Origin of the sequence: Pseudoroseicyclus sp. CXY001 (assembly GCF_041714655.1) — a bacterium.
In the GTDB taxonomy this organism is placed as follows: Bacteria; Pseudomonadota; Alphaproteobacteria; order Rhodobacterales; family Rhodobacteraceae; genus Pseudoroseicyclus_A.
Window position 1 is genome coordinate 3,212,714 of the sequence record NZ_CP168219.1, and the last position, 17,415, is coordinate 3,230,128.

Consider the following 17,415-nt stretch of genomic DNA (forward strand, 5'->3'; position numbering starts at 1 on the left):
CTACGGCGCCGGGCAGCCCTGCACCTCGGCCGCGCGGCCGCCGCCGAAGAGTGTCAGGCGGAGTGCGCCGCGGTCCACCGCGACCTGCCGGCCGGCGATGTCGACAAGATGCGCGGTCATCCGCAGCCGGTCGCCGGAGCGGGTCAGCTCGGGCTCCGAGACCCAGATCCCCGGCCCCGCCTCGATCACTGCCGCCTCGCCCGGCCCGAGCGGCGCCATGGTCAGCTCCGCCGTGATTTCCATCCCCTCTGCCCCGGGGCGGAGCGTGCAGCTCACGCCACCGACCCCCGCCGCCGCCGCGCTCATCGGCGCATCGACGAGCGCGCCGATGATGGCGCCGTCGCGGCTGCCGACGGCGGGCAGCAGGGCCTCGATCGGCAGGCGCACGGGCACGCAGATCTCCTCGCAGATGCCGAGCTCGATTTCGCCACTGAGCACGATGTCGCCGCCGCCCCGCGGCTGCAGCTCGATCGGCAGCACGAGCTCGCCGTGATAGCCGATGGAGCGCATGCCGCCCTGCTCGAAAATCTCCGGCACCGGCCAGTGCGGGCGGATGGCAGCGAGGTTGCCGGACCCGGCGAAATGGAACTCCGGCGGGATGCCGGCATCGCCCGGGGCGCGCCAGTAGGTCTTCCACCCCGGCGCCAGCGAGAGGCGGATCGCCGCCATATGCGTGCCGTCGGCCTGCCGCCAGCCGGGCAGCACCGTCAGCGACACGGCATCGTCCAGATCCCAGGCCTGGGCGGCGGGGGCGGCGAGACAGAGGGCGAGGGCAAGGGCTGGCAGGCGCATGAGGGAGGTCTCGGCAAGCCGGCGTGAAATGGGAAGTCACTTCGCCGCGACGGCGCCCGCGAGCCACCCTTGCGCGTGGCCCTCCGGCACCACATCATCTGGGGCATGCCCGATGACGACATCACCCTCGCCGGCCAGCTTCTCATCGCCATGCCGGAGATGGGCGACCCCAGGTTCGCCCGCTCCGTCATCTATCTCTGCGCGCATTCGGAGGAGGGCGCGCTCGGCCTCATCGTCAACAAGCCGACGCCGGAGATCCGCTTCGCGGAGCTGCTCCGCCAGCTCGGTATCGAGCCGGGCGCCGGGATGGGCGACATCCGCGTGCATTTCGGCGGGCCGGTGGAGCCGCAGCGCGGCTTCGTGCTTCATTCGGCCGATTACGAGAGCGCCGAGGCGACGCTCGACGTCGACGGAGAGGTGGCGATGAGCGCCACGACGGATGTCCTGCGCGACATCGCCGAAGGGCGCGGCCCGCAGCAGAGCATGATGGCGCTCGGCTATGCCGGCTGGGGGCCGGGGCAGCTCGAGGGCGAGATCGCCCGCAACGACTGGCTGACCGCGCCGCCCCGCAGCGACATCCTCTTCGGCCGGGCGGCCGAGCACAAATGGGCGGCGGCGCTCAAGCAGCTCGGCATCGACCCGGCGGGGCTGTCCTCCTCCTCCGGCCGCGCCTGAGCCCCGTTCCCTGGGCCGGAACCGCCCCCCCCCCCGGAGCCCACACCGGGCGCCTGACGGTTGGCCTTCGGCCTTTGACCCGCTAGACCCGCCCGAACGTTTCGGGAGGATCCATGCTCGGCCGATTCTGGAAAGACTACCTCGCGCCGATCCTCGGCCGCCCGCCGCGCTTCCAGGTGGCGGCACTCTGCTGGCGGCGCGGCACGACCGGGATCGAGGTGCTGCTCGTCACCTCGCTCGAGACCCGCCGCTGGATCCTGCCCAAGGGATGGCCGCATTCGGGGCTCGACGCCGCCGGCGGCGCCCTGGCGGAGGCCTGGGAGGAAGCCGGCGTGAAGCCCCAGGGCGGCCGGCCAGAGCTGATCGGCGCCTATCGCTACAACAAGCGCCTGACCGGCAACCTGCCCGTGGCGACGGTGGTGCATGTCCATGCCATCGAAGTGTCGAAGCTGCATGAGGAATACCCCGAGGCCGGCCGCCGCGAGCGCCGCTGGATGAGCCCCGCCGACGCGGCCGCCGCCGTGGACGAGCCGGAGCTCGCCCGGCTGCTCCTCCAGCTCCCGACGCTTCTGGGGCCGGGCACATGAGCGACGAGGAGGGCCTCCCGGACCGCGACTGGCCAACGCTCGACCGCGACCTCAACCGCCTCTCGCGGCTTGAGGCCGCCGGCCAGCACACCGCCCGGCCGCTGGTCGGCATCGGGCTCTCGATGGTCTTCGTGGCGCTGGCGGCGCTGGCCGCGGCGGTGCTGACGGGCGTCGGCGCCGGCTCGCTGCCGGTGATCGTCGCCGCCGCCTTCGGCGCCTACATGGCGCTCAACATCGGCGCCAACGACGTCGCCAACAACATGGGCCCGGCCGTCGGCGCCCGGGCCCTGTCGATGGCGGGCGCCATCGCCATCGCCGCCATCTGCGAAACCGCGGGCGCGCTTCTCGCCGGCGGCGACGTGGTGGCGACGATCTCGAAGAGCATCATCGACCCGGCGAGCCTCGACGGCGGCCCCGAGACCTTCGTCTTCGCCATGCTCGCCGCGCTCCTCTCCGCCGCCATCTGGGTCAACCTCGCCACCTGGATCGGGGCGCCGGTTTCGACGACCCATGCCGTGGTCGGCGGGGTGATGGGCGCCGGCGTGGCGGCGGCGGGCCTTGCCGCCGTCAACTGGCCGACCATGGGCTCCATCGCCGCGAGCTGGGTGATCTCGCCGGTGCTCGGCGGGGTGATCGCCGCCGCCATCCTCGCCTTCATCAAGGCGCGGATCATCTATGTGGACGACAAGATCGCCGCCGCCCGCACCTGGGTGCCGGTGCTCATCGGCCTGATGGCCGCCGCCTTCGCCGCCTATCTGGCGCTCAAGGGCCTCAAGCATGTGATGCATGTGAGCATGGGCACGGCGCTGGCCATCGGCGGCGCGGCCGGGCTCGTCTTCGGCGCCGTCTCGGTGCCGCTCGTCCGCCGCCAGTCGCGGGGAATGGAGAACCGCAACCGCTCGCTGAAGATGCTCTTCCGCCTGCCGCTGGTGATCTCGGCGGCGCTCCTGTCCTTCGCGCATGGGGCCAATGATGTCGCCAACGCCGTGGGGCCGCTGGCGGCGGTCGTCCATGCCGGCAGCGGCGGCGGGATCGCGGCCGAGGTGGCGATCCCGCTCTGGGTGATGGTGATCGGCGCGATGGGCATCTCCTTCGGGCTGGTGTTCTTCGGGCCGAAGCTGATCGGCATGGTCGGCAACCAGATCACCAAGCTGAACCCGATGCGCGCCTATTGCGTGGCGCTCTCCGCCGCGGTGACGGTCATCGCCGCCTCCTGGGCCGGCCTGCCGGTCAGCTCGACGCATATCGCCGTCGGCGGCGTCTTCGGCGTCGGCTTCTACCGCGAATGGGACACGGCCCGCCGCGCCCGGCAAAGCGCCACCGCCCGCCCCCCGGCGGAGCGCCTGGCGCCCGAGGAGCGCGGCCGCCGCCGGCTCGTCCGCCGCTCGCATTTCCTGACGATCATCGCCGCCTGGGTGGTGACGGTCCCCGCGGCCGCGCTCCTCTCGGCGCTCTGCTTCTGGGCGCTGACGCTGGTGGGGTAGGCCCGGGGCGGTAGGGCCGGTCGGGTGCAAACCCACCCTACGCCTCACGGCGCCCGGCCTGCCCCCTCTTTGCTCCCGGGCATCCTCGGGGGGAGTCGCCAAAGGCGACGGGGGGCAGACAGCCCCCCGGTCCCCGCTTTCATCCGGGCGCGACGCCGGAGCCGGGCTGTAGGCCGGGCTTCAGCCCGGCACCCCCGGCACCCCCTCGCCCATCACCGCCTCGATCAGAGCCACCGCCTCGTCGGAGGCCCAGTCCGCCCCGCCGATCAGCCGGCCGACCTCGCGGCCGTCGGCGCCGATGAGCACCGTCACCGGCAGGCCGAGCACGGCCATGTCGCGGGCGAGCCGCTGCTGGGGGTCGGTCGCCACTGGCAGGTCCGGCGTGCCGATCTCTTCGAGGAAGCGCGTCAGCGCCGGCGGCGGGTTGCGGCCGGTGGCCACGGTCAGCACCGTGAACTCCTCGCCGCCGAGTTCGTCCTGCAGGGCCGCCAGCGTCGGCATCTCCTCGCGGCAGGGGGCGCACCAGGTGGCCCAGAAGTTGACCAGCACCACCCGGCCCTCGTAATCGGCGAGGGTCTCCTCCGCCCCGTCCGGCCCGGTGAAGGCGACGCTCGACACCTCGCGCTCTGCCAGGGCGAAACTGCGCATCTCGCCGGTCACCAGCGCCTCAAGATCCGCCTCCTCTGCCGCCGCGCCCGCCGGAATTGCGGCAAGGCCGGCCAGCATGTAACAGGCAGCAAAGCCAAGGGAGCGAAGGGAAAGAGCCATGTCGAAAACCTCCAACGCCATGTGGGGCGGGCGTTTCGCCACCGGCCCCGATGCGATCATGGAGGCGATCAACGCCTCGATCTCCTTCGACAAGCGCCTCTATGCCGAGGATATCGAAGGCTCCCGCGCCCATGCCGCCATGCTCGCCGAGACCGGCATCGTGACGGATAGCGACGCGGCGGCCATCCGGGAAGGCCTCCTCACGATCAAGTCAGAGATCGAGGCGGGGGACTTTCCCTTCTCCGCCGCGCTCGAAGACATCCACATGAACATCGAGGCGCGCCTGAAAGAGCTCATCGGCGAGCCCGCCGGCCGGCTCCATACGGGGCGCAGCCGCAACGATCAGGTGGCGCTCGACTTCCGGCTCTGGGTCCGCGGGCAATGCGATGCCGCGGCCGAGGCTCTGACCGCGCTGATCCGGGCGCTCATTGCCCGGGCGGAGGAGACCGCCGACTTCGTCATGCCCGGCTTCACCCATCTGCAGGTCGCCCAGCCGGTGACCTTCGGCCATCACCTGATGGCCTATGTCGAGATGTTCGGCCGCGACCTCTCGCGCTTTCGCGACGCCCGCGCCCGGATGAACGAAAGCCCGCTCGGCGCCGCCGCGCTCGCCGGCTCGTCCTTCCCGCTCGACCGGGAGGCGACGGCGCAGGCGCTCGGCTTCGACCGGCCGATGGCCAATTCGATGGATGCGGTGGCGGATCGCGACTTCGCCCTCGAATACCTCTCCGCCGCCTCGATCTGCGCCATGCACCTGTCGCGCCTCGCGGAGGAGATGGTGATCTGGTCCACCGCGCAGTTTCGCTTCGTCGCCATGTCCGACGCCTGGTCGACCGGCTCCTCGATCATGCCGCAGAAGCGCAACCCGGACGCGGCGGAGCTGATCCGCGGCAAGATCGGCCGGGTGCTCGGCGCGCAGATCGCGCTCTTCACGGTGATGAAGGGCCTGCCGATGACCTATGGAAAGGACATGCAGGAGGACAAGGAGCAGACCTTCGACGCCGCCGACACGCTCCTTCTGTCGCTCGCCGCGATGGAGGGCATGGTCGCCTCGATGACGCCCGACCGCGCGGCGATGCGCGCCTCCGCCGCGCTCGGCTTCTCCACCGCGACCGACCTCGCCGACTGGCTGGTCCGCGAACTCGGCCTGCCGTTCCGCGATGCCCACCATGTCACCGGGGCGCTGGTGGCGAAGGCGGAGGGCAAGGGCTGCGACCTGCCCGAGCTGACGCTGGAGGACATGCAGGAGGCCCATGCCGGGATCACGGCGGGGATCTTCGACGTGCTCGGGGTGGAGAATTCGGTCGCCAGCCGGAAGATCTACGGCGGCACCGCGCCGGATCAGGTGCGCGCGCAGGTGGCGCGGTGGCGGGGGATGCTCGGGACGTGATTGGGGCCGAGGTGGCGGGCTGAAGCCCGCCCTACGGGGGCAGCCCTCGTGCCCTCGTTCGACCGTTGCCCCGCCCGGCACGCGTCGGCCAACGCAGCAAACTCCGCGCCAGGATCACCGCGCCCGTGAGCACCGTCACACTGGCGGCACCAATCGCGCTGCTTGCTGATCGGCCCCGCGAAGAGGATACTGGGAGCGCAACTAGCCCCCCGGGAGACCGCCATGCACCGCGCCGCCGCCCTCCTCCTCGCCCTTCTGGCCCTCGCGGCCTGCGACCCCGAGGCGCCGGCCTCCGCGTCGGCGGGGGTCGGCATCGGGCCGGGCGGGGTGTCGCCCGGGGTCAGCGTTGGCCAGGAAGGTTCGCCGGCGCGGGTCCGGCTCGGGCCGGGCGGGCTGGGCCTCGGGCTCGGGCCCATCGGTATCCCGCTGTGAGCCGCGCGCTCGCGCTCGCCGCGCTGCTGGCGCTGGCCGCCTGCGGGGCGGATGGGCCACCGGTGCCGCCCGATGCGCCACGCGATGGCCCGCCGGCCGCCGCGCAGGCGCAGGACCGGCCGTAGCTCCCGGCGGGAGGCTTTCCAGTCTGCCGAAAATAAAGGCGCCGCGCCCTTGGCCCGGCCCCTGCTCACCCCTATGTGAGCGCCAACAATCGTGAAACGAGGGAGGCAAGCCCGATGGCTGCCATGATCGAGGTCGAGAACCTCCGCAAAGTCTATGACGGCGGGTTCGAGGCGCTGAAGGGCGTCTCGCTCTCCATCGAGGAAGGCGAGATTCTCGCGCTCCTCGGGCCGAACGGCGCCGGCAAAACCACGTTGATATCAACGATCTGCGGCATCACCGAGCCGACCTCCGGCACCATCCGCGTCGGCGGCATCGATGCCGCGACCAACCCCAAGGGCGCCCGCCGGCAGATCGGCATCGTCCCGCAGGAGGTCAATATCGACATGTATGCGAAGGTCTGGGACAGCCTGGCCTTCACCCGCGGGCTCTGGGGCAAGCCCCGCAACGATGCGCATATCGAGAAGGTGCTCCGCCAGCTTTCGCTCTGGGACAAGAAGGACGGCAACGTCCTCTCCCTCTCCGGCGGCATGAAGCGGCGGGTGCTGATCGGCAAGGCGCTGGCGACCGAGCCGAAGGTGCTGTTCCTCGACGAGCCGACCGCCGGCGTCGATGTCGAGCTCCGCAAGGGGATGTGGGAGGTGGTGGAGGAGCTGCGCCAGGGCGGCACCACCATCATTCTCACCACCCATTACCTCGAGGAGGCGGAGGCGATGGCCGACCGCATCGCCGTCATCCAGGGCGGCGAGATCAAGCTCGTCGAGGACAAGGACACGCTGATGAAGCGCATGGGCCACAAGACGCTCATCATCGAGCTGGCCGAAGAGATCGGCAGCCTGCCGCCCTCGCTCGCCGAGAAGGGGGTGGAGATGGAGGGGCCGGGCCGGCTCAGCTACACCTACGACAGCCAGTCGGGCTCCACCGGCATCACCCGGCTCCTGACCGCGATCCGCGACGAGGGGCTGCAGCTCGCCGACCTCTCCACCACCCAATCGAGCCTCGAGGAGATCTTCGTCGGGCTCGTCCATGAAGAGCCGGCGGAAGAGGAGACGGCCCAATGAATGTCCATGCCGTCACAACCATCTACAAGCGCGAGATGATCCGCTTCCGGCGGACCATCGTGCAGTCGCTCGTGGCCCCCGTCATCTCGACCTCGCTCTATTTCGTCGTCTTCGGCGCCGCCATCGGCAGCCGCATCGACGAGGTGGAGGGGGTGAGCTACGGCAGCTACATCGTGCCCGGGCTCATCATGCTGACCGTCATGATGCAGGGCACGACCAACTCCGCCATCGCCATCTACTTCCCCAAATACATGGGCGCGATCTACGAGATCCTCGCGGCGCCGGTGAACTTCTTCGAGGTGACTTTGGGGCTTGTGGGCGCGGCGATGACCAAGGCGCTCATCATCGGCACGATCATCCTCGCCACCTCGTTCTTCTTCGTGGACATCTCCATCGCGCATCCCCTGGCGATGGTCGGGTTCCTTCTGCTGACCTGCCTGAGCTTCGCGCTTCTCGGCTTCATCATCGGCATCTGGGCGAAGACCTTCGAGCAGCTCAACCTCGTGCCGCAGCTCATCCTGACGCCGCTGATCTTCCTCGGCGGGTCGTTCTACTCGGCCTCGATGCTGCCGGGCTTCTGGCAGGGGGTGATCCACCTCAACCCGGTGTTCTACCTGATCTCGGGCTTCCGCTGGAGCTTCTTCGGCACCTCCGACGTGCCGGTCGGTCTGTCGCTCCTCGCCATCGCCATCTTCACGGCGATCTGCCTGGGGCTCATCGCCCGGATCTTCCAGACGGGGTGGCGACTCCGGGGGTGAGGGCGGCGCCGGAGGGCGGTGGGTTACAAACCCACCCTACGCCTCGGCGCGACGGTCCCGCGCTTCCCCCGCCCGGTAGGCGCCGCAGGCGCAGGGCGAGCGCCGGCCCGGCCCGCGGGCTGGCGCTCTGGTGGGGCCGGGAACGCGCTCGGAGCGTGGGCGGAGTTGCACCATAAACCGCCCCGCACCACCGGCGGGAGCGCCACCCCCCGGCCCGGCGCTCGCCCCGCGCGGCGCCGGCGGGCCCGGTTGCGACGGGATGGTGCGCCATCGCCGAACCCGCCTTGCCGGCCCCGCCTGTCGCACCTACATCAAGAGCCATGTTCAACCGTCTCTTCGGCTCCTCCCGCCCGACCGTCGCCGTGATCCGCCTCGAGGGCGCGATCAGCTCGAATGGCCCGCGCAGCGGGCTGAGCGACCATGCCCTCGCCCCGCAGATCGAAAAGGCCTTTCGGCGCGGCAAGCCCGCCGCCGTGGCGCTCGCCATCAACTGCCCGGGCGGCTCGGCGGCGCAATCCTCGCTGATCTCCGCCCGTATCCGGCGGCTGAGCGAGGAGAAGAAGGTCCCCGTCTTCGCCTTCTGCGAGGATGTCGCGGCCTCGGGCGGCTACTGGCTCGCCTGCTCGGCCGACGAGATCTTCGTCGACGACACCTCGATGGTCGGCTCCATCGGCGTCATCGCCGCCTCCTTCGGCCTCAATGAGTTCATCGCCAGGCACGGGATCGAGCGGCGGGTGCATACCGCCGGCGAATCCAAGAGCCTCCTCGACCCGTTCCGCCCCGAACAGCCCGAGGATGTCGCCCGGCTCGACACCTGGCTCCACCAGCTTCACGAGGCCTTCATCGCCCATGTGAAGGCGCGCCGCGGCACGAAACTCGCGGACGAGGACCTCTTCACCGGCAATATCTGGATCGGCCGCGCCGCCATCGAGAAGGGCCTCGCCGACGGCGTGGGCCATCTCGTCTCCGAGATGAAGCGCCGCTTCGGCGAGAAGACCCGCTTCCGCACCTATGGCCCCAAGCGCGGCCTGATGGCCCGGCTCGGCGTCGCCGCCGTGGACAGCGCGCTGGCGGGGATCGAGAACCGCCTCGCCTTCTCGCGTTTCGGATTGTGACGTCCAAGTGATCTTCAAGATCATCACGCTCTTCCTCGTCTTCATGGCCGTGCTCGCCATGTTCGGACGGCTGCGCATGCCGCGCCTCCCCGGGCTCGGCGGCAAGCGCCTGCAAAAGACCTGCCCGGACTGCGGCCGGCCGCGGATCGGCAAGGGGCCCTGCCCCTGCGGGGCGACATGATCGACTGGGTCTTCGTCGCCATCGGGATCGTGATCCTCCTCTTCGCCGGCGATGCGCTGGTGAAGGGCGCGGTGAACCTGTCGCTCAGGCTCGGCATCCCGGCGCTCGTCGTCTCGCTCACCGTCGTCGCCTTCGGCACCTCGGCGCCGGAGCTGCTCGTCTCCGTCGCCGCCGTGCTGGGCGGCTCGCCCGGGCTCGCGCTCGGCAACGTGGTGGGGAGCAACATCGCCAATGTGCTGCTGATCCTCGGCCTGCCGGCGCTGGTCGCCCCCATCGTCGCCGGCGGGCTCGACGTGAGGACCTCCTACATCCAGATGCTCGGCGCGACGCTGCTGGTCATCCTTCTCGCCGGCATCGGCGGGGCGCTCTTCCGCTTCGACGGGCTGATCCTCCTAGCGGCGCTCGGCGTCATCCTGTGGATGACCACGCGAGGCGCCCTCAAGGCGCGCCGCGAGAGCCGCGCCGCCGCCGACGCGGCGCCTGACGAGGCCCCGGAGGAAACGCCGGAGGGCGCCGACCCCTCGATGCGCGGCCTGACCATTGGGCTCCTCATCTGCGCCGGGCTCATCGGACTGCCGATCGGCGCGCATCTGCTGGTCACCGGCGCGACGGAGATCGCGCTGCGCTGGGGCGTGTCGGAGACGATCATCGGCCTGACGCTGGTGGCGGTCGGCACCTCGCTGCCCGAGCTCGCCACCTCCTTCGCCGCGGCGATGCGCCGGCAGACCGACGTGATCATCGGCAACGTCATCGGCTCGAACTTCTTCAACCTGCTGTGCATCCTCGGGATCTCCACCCTCTTCGGCCGCATCCCGATGACGGCCGAGACGTTCTGGGCGGACTTCCCGATGCTGCTCGTCTCTTCCCTGCTTCTCGTGCCGCTCGTCTTCTTCAAGCGCGACATCACCCGCCTCTGGGGGGTGGCTTTCATCGCCCTCTACGTCGGCTTCGTGCTCGTGGTGCTGCTGTGAGCGTGAGGCCGCGGGCCCTCGTCACCGGCGCCGGCGCCCGCATCGGCCGCGCCATGGCGCTGGCCCTCGGCGCGCGCGGCATCGACGTGGCGCTCCATTGCAACCGCAGCCGCGAGGGCGCCGAGGCGGCGGCCGACGAGATCCGCGCCATGGGCCGGACGGCCGCCGTGGTGCAGGCCGACCTGACGGATGCCGAGGCGGTCGCCGGGCTCGTCCCCGCCGCGGCCGAGGCGCTCGGCGGGCCGCTCACGCTCCTCGTCAACAACGCCTCGAGCTTCCATTTCGACCGGCTGGAGAGCGCGACCGCCGCCTCCTGGGACGAGAACATCGCCACCAACCTCCGCGCGCCGCTCTTCCTGCTGCAGGCCTTCGGCGCGCAGGCGCCGGAGCCCTTGACCGACGATCACGGCGAGGCCATCGCGCAGGCGCTCTGCATCAACATGCTCGACCAGCGCATCGCCAAGCCGGCGCCGGAGCTGATGACCTACACGATCGCCAAGATGGGCCTCTGGGCGCTGACGCGCACCGCCGCCCAGGCGCTGGGGCCGAAGGTGCGCGTGAACGGCATCGCGCCGGGCTCGACGCTGTCCGCCGAGAGCGAGCCCGAGGCCCGCTTCCGCGCCCGCCGAAAGGCCGGAGTGCTCTCGCGCGGCACCGACCCCGCGGATATCATCGCCGCCCTCGGCTACCTTCTCGAGGCGAAGACGGTGACCGGCCAGGCCATCATCGTCGACGGCGGCCAGCACCTCATCTGGGAAAAGCTCGACAGCGCCCAATGGAGCTGACCGGCCTGCCCCTCCGGCATCTTGTCCAGACCCGTCACCGAGCGTTTACAAATCCTTAACGATTCCAGCGTTTTAGAACTTGGAAAGTTTTTTCCGACATAGATACAATGACTTGCCGCGGTGACGTTTTTTTGAGCAATGCGAGGAAGTGCCATGAAGGCAAGGGAAAATCCCGCGCCGCGTGGAATTCCCCCCAGGATTATCCACAGGAACGGTGGATGCCTTCTCCCTTGCGCCCTCCGCGCCTAAATGGAATCGCATGAGGGGAATCACGCGATGAGTACCGAGCCCGACATCCCCGCCAGCCAGCGGGCCGCCAAGACCGGCCCCGCGGTGATCGGCGCCTATCTGAAGACGCTCGGCGCCGGCCCGGGCGTCTACCGTATGCTCGATGCCGAGGCGCGGGTGCTCTATGTCGGCAAGGCGAAGAACCTCAAGGCCCGCGTCAGCTCCTACGCCCGCTCCGGCCCGCATTCGCCGCGCATCGCCCGGATGATCGCCGACACCGCGTCGATGATGTTCCTCTCGACCCGGACAGAGACGGAGGCGCTGCTGCTCGAGCAGAACCTCATCAAGCAGCTCAAGCCGCGCTACAACGTGCTCCTGCGCGACGACAAGTCGTTCCCCAACATCCTCGTCAGCCACGAGCACGGCTATCCGCAGATCAAGCTGCACCGGGGCGCCAAGAGCGAGCGCGGCGACTACTACGGCCCCTTCGCCGGGGCCGGCGCCGTCCGCCGGGTGCTCAACCAGCTTCAAAAGGCGTTCCTGCTCCGCAACTGCTCCGACAGCACCTTCGAGAGCCGGACGCGCCCCTGCCTCCTCCACCAGATCCGCCGCTGTTCGGCGCCCTGCGTCGGGCTGATCTCGCAGGAGGATTACATGGAGAGCGTCAAGGATGCCGAGCGCTACCTGACCGGCAAGTCCACCGCCGTGCAGGCGCAGCTCGCGACCGAGATGCAGGCCGCCTCCGACGCCATGGAATTCGAGCGCGCCGCCGCGCTCCGCGACCGGATCCGGGCGCTGACGCTGGTGCAGACGAACCAGGGCATCAACCCCGCCGGCGTGACGGAGGCGGATGTCGTGGCGCTGCACCGCGATGGCGGGCAGGCCTGCGTGCAGGTCTTCTTCATCCGCGCCAACCAGAACTGGGGCAACCGCGATTTCTACCCGCGCCTCAACGGCGAGGAGGATGCCTCCGAGATCATGCAGGCCTTCCTCGGCCAGTTCTACCAGAGCCACGAGCCGCCGCGGCTGATCCTCACGAACACCGGCCTCGACGACCCGCAGCTGATGGCCGAGGCTTTGTCGGAGAAGCTGGGGAGGAAGGTCGAGATCGCCGTCCCCCAGCGCGGCGAGAAGGCCGAGCTGGTCGGCCATGCCGCCCAGAACGCCCGCGAGAGCCTGGCCCGGAAGATGAGCGAAAGCGCCACCCAGGCGCGGCTCCTCGACGGGCTGGCGGAGGCCTTCGGCCTCGAGGCGCCGCCGCGGCGGATCGAGGTCTATGACAACAGCCACATCATGGGCACCAACGCCATCGGCGCGATGATCGTGGCCGGCCCCGAGGGGTTCGAGAAGAGCCAGTACCGCAAGTTCAACATCAAGGACGAAACGCTGACCCCCGGCGACGACTTCGGCATGATGAAGGAGGTCCTGACCCGCCGATTCCAGCGCCTCCTGAAGGAGGACCCCAACCGCGAGAGCGCCGCCTGGCCGGACCTCCTGCTGATCGACGGTGGTCAGGGGCAGGTCAGCGCGGTGCACGAGGTGATGGCCGAGCTCGGGGTGGAGGACATCGCGATGATCGGCGTCGCCAAGGGCGTCGACCGCGATCTCGGCAAGGAGGAGTTCCACCGCCACGGCACGCGGCCGATGGCGCTCCGGCGGGGCGATCCGGTGCTCTATTTCGTGCAGCGGCTCCGCGACGAGGCGCACCGTTTCGCCATCGGCACCCACCGCGCCAAGCGCGCCAAGGCGGTGATGGCCAACCCTCTGGACGAGGTCCCCGGCGTCGGCGCCGCCCGCAAGCGCGCCCTCCTCGCCCATTTCGGCTCCGCCAAGGCGGTGAGCGGCGCGGCGTTGGCCGACCTCAAGGCGGTGGACGGGATTTCGGAGGCGATGGCCGAGAAGATCTACGCGCATTTCCACGCGGGGTGAGGGGGCCTTCGGGGCCACGGAATTCGCGCGAATTCCGTGCACGATTTTCGCGCGAAAATCGCTGTAGGGTGGGTTTCCAACCCAGCGCCCCCCTCGACCCCTCGCACACCGGTGCCGCGCGGGGCGAGTGCCGGCCCGTGGGTTGGCGCTCCTGCGTGTGATGCGGCGCGCTTTATGGTGCAACCCCGACCTCGCTCGCCGTAGTGCCTGACGTCGACAGAGCGCCAGCCCGCGGGACGGGCCGGCGCTCGCCCTGCGCCTGCGGCGCGTACCGGGCGGGGAAACCACACCGGCGTCGGAAAGGGGCGAACCCCGTAGGGCGGGCTTCAGCCCGCCACCCCCCGCAAGGGGCACCGGGCCACTCCGGGCTGCCGTCATAGAAGGAGGGAAATGGTAGCGGTGCAGGGACTCGAACCCCGGACACACGGATTATGATTCCGTTGCTCTAACCAACTGAGCTACACCGCCGAACCGCGCGCGTCTTACGGCAGCGCCCCTGCCCATGCAACCCTCTTTCGAAAGCCGCCCTTTCCCGGCAAGACGGAGGCAGGAGGAGACACGCATGACCTTTCTCGATGCCGCCGCCGCCCGGATCGGCGGGGCCCATATCCTCACCGGCGACGCCCTCGCGCCCTGGCAGCGCGACGCCACCGGCGGCTATGTCAGCGCGCCGGCCGCGCTCCTGCGGCCCGGCTCCACCGCCGAGGTCGCGGCGCTCCTCGCGCTCGCGACCGAGCACCGCCAGCCCGTCGTCCCCGTCTCCGGCCATACCGGGCTCACCGGCGGCACGCGGGCCGGGCCGGGCGAGGTGCTGATCTCCACCGAGCGCCTCGATGCCATCCGCCGCATCTCGGCGGAGGAGCGGCTGGCGGAGGTCGAGGCGGGGGTCGTCCTCGCCGCGCTCCATGAGAAAACCGAGGAGGCCGGCCTCCTCTTCCCGCTCACCTTCGGCGCCCGGGGCTCGGCGCAGATCGGCGGGATGCTCGCCACCAATGCCGGCGGCTCGAACGTGCTCGCCTTCGGCAACATGCGCGACAACGTGCTGGGGCTCGAGGCGGTGCTGGCGGACGGGCGGGTCCTGAACCTCATGTCTTCGCTCCACAAGGACAATTCGGGCTTCAACCTCCGCCATCTGATGATCGGCTCTGAGGGCCAGCTCGGGCTCCTGACGGCGGCGGTGCTCCGCCTCCAGCCGGCGCCGCGCATCCGCGCCACGGCCATGCTCGCCACCGCCTCGCTGCAAGCCGCCCTCACGCTCCTCAACCGCCTGCAGGAGGAGACGGGCGGCAAGGTGGTGGCCTGCGAATACATGCCCGCCGCGTTCATCGCCGCCCACCTCGCCCACCACCCGGGCGCCCGGCCGCCCTTCGCCGCCCCGGCGGAGCACAATGTGATGATCGAGATCGCCTCCCCCGCCGCCGAGGATGCCGCCCCGGGGCCGGACGGCCAGCCAGCGCTGACGGCGGCGCTGGAGGCGCTCCTCGCCGCGGCGCTGGAGGAGGGGCTGGTGCTCGACGCCCATATCGCCGCCTCGGAGGCCCAGCGCCACGAGATGTGGGCAAGGCGCGAGGCGGCGGCGGAGGTGACCTTCGCAAGGGCCCCCTTCGTCGATTGCGACATCGCCGTGCCGCTCGCCGCCGTCGCCCCTTTCCTCGCCGAGGTGCGCGCCCGACTGAAGGCGCGCCTGCCGAAGGCGGAGGACATGGTGGTCGCCCATCTCGGCGACGGCAATATCCATTACACGATCTATCCGGGCGAGGCCGGCATGGCCGATGCCGCCGCGCTTCGCGCCCTCGTCGACGAGACGGCGGTGGAGATGGGCGGCAGCTTCTCGGCCGAGCATGGCGTCGGCACCTCGAAGCTCGGCGCCATGCGGGCGCTGAAGGATCCCGTGGCGCTCGAGGTCATGCGCAGCATCAAGGCGGCGCTCGACCCGCTGGGGCTCCTCAACGGCGGCAAGCTGCTCCCCTGATTGCAGGCGCCGCCGCGCACAGGCAGAGTGGTCGCATGGCAGGTGGCGATCCTTCGAGTGACGACCAGCAGAGCCGCGCGCGGCTCATCCTGCCCGCAGGCATCGGCGGCGTGGCGCTCTGGGGCGCCTGGGCGCTCGGCGAGGCACTGAGCTTCGACACGCTCGCCGGCAACCGCGAGGCGCTTCTCGCCTATCGCGATGACAATTACCTGACCGCCGCCCTCCTCTTCATGGCCACCTATGCCGTGCTCGTCGCCCTGTCGCTGCCCGGCGCAACGGTCGCCACGCTGACCGGCGGGTTCCTTTTCGGGGTCTTTCCCGGGGCGCTCTTCAACGTGCTCGCCGCCGGCACCGGCGCCTGCCTCATCTTCCTCGCCGCCCGCTGGGGGCTGGGCGAGCGGCTGGCGCGGCGGCTGGAGTCGGGCGAGCGCACGCGGCGCCTCAAGGAGGGGATCGACGCCAACCGCTGGCCCGTCCTGTTCCTCATGCGCCTCATCCCCGTCGTGCCCTTCTTCGCCGCCAACCTCATCCCGGCCCTTCTGGCCGTGCCCCTTTCGATCTTCGCGGTGACGACCTATCTGGGGATCATCCCCGGCGCGGTGGTCTACACCTCCGTCGGCGCGGGGCTCGGCGAGGTCTTCGCCACAGGCGGGCGGCCGGATTTCTCGCTCCTGAGAGAGCCGCGCGTCTTCCTGCCGATCCTCGGCCTCGCCTGCCTCGCGGCGCTGCCGCTCTTTCGAAAGGCCCTGCTCGCAAGATGGACACGCTGACCCCCGATCTCTGCGTCATCGGCGCCGGTTCCGCCGGGCTGACGCTCGCCTCCGGCGCCGCCCAGATGGGGCTGCGCGTCGTGCTGATCGAGGCGGGGGAGATGGGCGGCGATTGCCTCAACTACGGCTGCGTGCCCTCGAAGGCGCTGATCAAGGCCGCGGCGGAGCGGCATGCGGGGGCGGAGGTCACCTATGAAGGCGCGCTCGCCCGCGCGAGCGCCGCCATCGCCGCCATCGCGCCGCATGACAGCCAGGAGCGCTTCGAGGGGCTCGGTGTCACCGTCATCCGCGCCCGCGCCCGCTTCCTCAGCCGCGAGGAGGTGGAGGCCGGCGGCCAGGTGATCCGCGCCCGCCGCTTCGCCGTCGCCACCGGCTCCTCCCCGATGGTGCCGCCCATCGAGGGGCTCGGCGACGTGCCCTATTTCACCAACGAGACGCTCTTCGCGAAGGAGCGGCTGGCGGGCGCTCCGCTGCCCCGGCATCTCCTCATCCTCGGCGGCGGGCCGATCGGGATGGAGATGGCGCAGGCGCACCGGCGCCTCGGCTCCGAGGTGACGGTCATCACCACCGGCAAGGCCCTCGCGAAGGAGGAGCCGGAGCTTGCCACCGTCGTGACAGACGCGCTCCGCGCCGAGGGGGTGACCATCGTCGAGGGCGCGCGGGCCACGAGGGTCAGCAAGAGCGGCGAGGGTATCACGCTGGAGACGGATGGCGGCAGCTATACCGGCAGCGACCTGCTCATCGCCACCGGCCGCACGCCGAACCTCGCCTCGCTCGATCTCGAGAAGGCCGGCGTCGAGGTCTCCAACGCCGGCATCACCGTGGATGACAGCCTCCGTTCCGTCACCCACCGCGGGCTCTTCGCCATCGGCGACGTGGCGGGCCGCGGGCAGTTCACCCATCTGGCCGGCTATCACGGCGGTGTGGCCCTTCGCCGCATCGCCTTCGGCCTGCCCTCGAAAGCGACCGCCCCCATCCCCCGCGCCACCTTCACCGCCCCCGAGCTTGCCCATGTCGGCCTGACCGAGGCGGAGGCGCGGGAGGTCCATGGCAGCCGGCTCACAATCCTCACCCTGCCCTTCGCCCGCAACGACAGGGCGCAGGCGGAGCGCGACACGGGCGGGCTCATCAAGCTGATGGTGGCCAGGGGCCGGCCCGTCGGCGCCGGCATCGTCGGGCCCGGCGCCGGCGACCAGATCGGCTATTGGCAGCTCGCGCTCGGGCAGAAACTCAAGCTTTCGGCCATCGCCGGCATGGTCGCCCCTTACCCCACGCGCTCGGAAATTCACAAATCCGTGGCCGGGAGCTATTTTAGCCCCAGATTGTTCGAGAGTGATCTGGTGAAACGGGCCGTCGGCGCTGTGCAGCGCCTTCTGCCCTGACGGGAGGGCGTC

At 70.6% G+C, this 17,415-nt stretch carries 17 protein-coding genes and 1 tRNA gene; 15 read left to right on the forward strand and 3 right to left on the reverse strand.

All coding sequences use genetic code 11. The features are described from left to right. Positions 1-792 carry a protein-disulfide reductase DsbD domain-containing protein gene (locus tag ACAZ03_RS15685; protein WP_373355053.1) on the reverse strand — a complete coding sequence of 264 codons (792 nt, stop codon included), beginning with the start codon at positions 790-792 and terminating at the stop codon, positions 1-3. A 105-nt stretch (positions 793-897) separates the two neighbouring features. Here ACAZ03_RS15685 and ACAZ03_RS15690 point away from each other — a divergent pair, with 105 nt between their 5' ends. The 3 genes from ACAZ03_RS15690 to ACAZ03_RS15700 all read left to right on the forward strand — a co-directional run bounded on the left by ACAZ03_RS15690 (position 898) and on the right by ACAZ03_RS15700 (position 3,538). Beyond that, positions 898-1,467 (forward strand): YqgE/AlgH family protein, encoded by a 570-nt coding sequence (locus tag ACAZ03_RS15690; protein WP_373355054.1) that lies wholly within the window; start codon positions 898-900, stop codon positions 1,465-1,467. 113 nt (positions 1,468-1,580) lie between these two features. Then, entirely contained in the window at positions 1,581-2,054 is a 474-nt protein-coding gene (locus tag ACAZ03_RS15695) for an NUDIX hydrolase (RefSeq protein ID WP_373355055.1), read from the forward strand. Beyond that, entirely contained in the window at positions 2,051-3,538 is a 1,488-nt protein-coding gene (locus ACAZ03_RS15700; RefSeq protein ID WP_373355056.1) for an inorganic phosphate transporter, read from the forward strand. The genes ACAZ03_RS15695 and ACAZ03_RS15700 overlap by 4 nt, the downstream gene beginning before the upstream one ends. Before the next feature lie 180 nt (positions 3,539-3,718). On the opposite strand, the gene ACAZ03_RS15705 is transcribed toward ACAZ03_RS15700, so the two are convergent. Beyond that, positions 3,719-4,264, reverse strand: coding sequence for a TlpA family protein disulfide reductase (locus tag ACAZ03_RS15705; RefSeq protein WP_373355057.1), 546 nt, complete (start codon positions 4,262-4,264; stop codon positions 3,719-3,721). Positions 4,265-4,304: 40 nt separating this feature from the next. Here ACAZ03_RS15705 and argH point away from each other — a divergent pair, with 40 nt between their 5' ends. The 9 genes from argH (at position 4,305) to uvrC (ending at position 13,279) form a co-directional block, all read left to right on the forward strand. After that, positions 4,305-5,696 carry an argininosuccinate lyase gene (gene argH, locus ACAZ03_RS15710; RefSeq protein WP_373355058.1) on the forward strand — a complete coding sequence of 464 codons (1,392 nt, stop codon included), beginning with the start codon at positions 4,305-4,307 and terminating at the stop codon, positions 5,694-5,696. 222 nt (positions 5,697-5,918) lie between these two features. Further along, positions 5,919-6,128, forward strand: coding sequence for a hypothetical protein (locus ACAZ03_RS15715; RefSeq protein ID WP_373355059.1), 210 nt, complete (start codon positions 5,919-5,921; stop codon positions 6,126-6,128). Between the two features lie 239 nt (positions 6,129-6,367). Continuing rightward, positions 6,368-7,312: an ABC transporter ATP-binding protein gene (locus tag ACAZ03_RS15720; RefSeq protein ID WP_373355060.1), complete on the forward strand. Its 945-nt coding sequence runs from the start codon at positions 6,368-6,370 to the stop codon at positions 7,310-7,312. Continuing rightward, on the forward strand, positions 7,309-8,070 hold the full coding sequence (locus tag ACAZ03_RS15725) for an ABC transporter permease (RefSeq protein WP_373355061.1): 762 nt from the start codon (positions 7,309-7,311) through the stop codon (positions 8,068-8,070). Before ACAZ03_RS15720 ends, ACAZ03_RS15725 begins: the two co-directional genes overlap by 4 nt. 320 nt (positions 8,071-8,390) lie before the next feature. After that, positions 8,391-9,185, forward strand: coding sequence for a S49 family peptidase (locus ACAZ03_RS15730; protein WP_373355062.1), 795 nt, complete (start codon positions 8,391-8,393; stop codon positions 9,183-9,185). Between the two features lie 7 nt (positions 9,186-9,192). After that, on the forward strand, positions 9,193-9,366 hold the full coding sequence (locus tag ACAZ03_RS15735; protein ID WP_373355063.1) for a hypothetical protein: 174 nt from the start codon (positions 9,193-9,195) through the stop codon (positions 9,364-9,366). Next, entirely contained in the window at positions 9,363-10,337 is a 975-nt protein-coding gene (locus ACAZ03_RS15740; RefSeq protein ID WP_373355064.1) for a calcium/sodium antiporter, read from the forward strand. Before ACAZ03_RS15735 ends, ACAZ03_RS15740 begins: the two co-directional genes overlap by 4 nt. A 2-nt stretch (positions 10,338-10,339) precedes the next feature. Beyond that, the gene (locus ACAZ03_RS15745) at positions 10,340-11,122 is read left to right on the forward strand and encodes an SDR family oxidoreductase (protein ID WP_373357095.1); all 783 of its coding nucleotides are present in this window, start codon (positions 10,340-10,342) and stop codon (positions 11,120-11,122) included. Positions 11,123-11,398: 276 nt separating this feature from the next. Next, positions 11,399-13,279, forward strand: a complete 1,881-nt coding sequence (gene uvrC / locus ACAZ03_RS15750; RefSeq protein ID WP_373355065.1) for an excinuclease ABC subunit UvrC — start codon at positions 11,399-11,401, stop codon at positions 13,277-13,279. Between the two features lie 391 nt (positions 13,280-13,670). On the opposite strand, the gene ACAZ03_RS15755 is transcribed toward uvrC, so the two are convergent. Then, a tRNA-Met gene (locus tag ACAZ03_RS15755) sits at positions 13,671-13,747 on the reverse strand. A gap of 94 nt (positions 13,748-13,841) precedes the next feature. Between ACAZ03_RS15755 and ACAZ03_RS15760 the strand changes: the two genes are divergently transcribed. Genes ACAZ03_RS15760 through ACAZ03_RS15770 form a run of 3 tightly spaced genes read left to right on the forward strand, consistent with a single transcriptional unit; the run spans position 13,842 to position 17,403 of the window. Then, complete coding sequence (locus tag ACAZ03_RS15760) at positions 13,842-15,251, forward strand: FAD-binding oxidoreductase (RefSeq protein WP_373355066.1); 1,410 nt, start codon at positions 13,842-13,844, stop codon at positions 15,249-15,251. Positions 15,252-15,286: 35 nt separating this feature from the next. After that, on the forward strand, positions 15,287-16,021 hold the full coding sequence (locus ACAZ03_RS15765) for a TVP38/TMEM64 family protein (RefSeq protein WP_373355067.1): 735 nt from the start codon (positions 15,287-15,289) through the stop codon (positions 16,019-16,021). Continuing rightward, complete coding sequence (locus ACAZ03_RS15770) at positions 16,009-17,403, forward strand: NAD(P)/FAD-dependent oxidoreductase (RefSeq protein ID WP_373355068.1); 1,395 nt, start codon at positions 16,009-16,011, stop codon at positions 17,401-17,403. The genes ACAZ03_RS15765 and ACAZ03_RS15770 overlap by 13 nt, the downstream gene beginning before the upstream one ends. Positions 17,404-17,415: the final 12 nt, after the last annotated feature.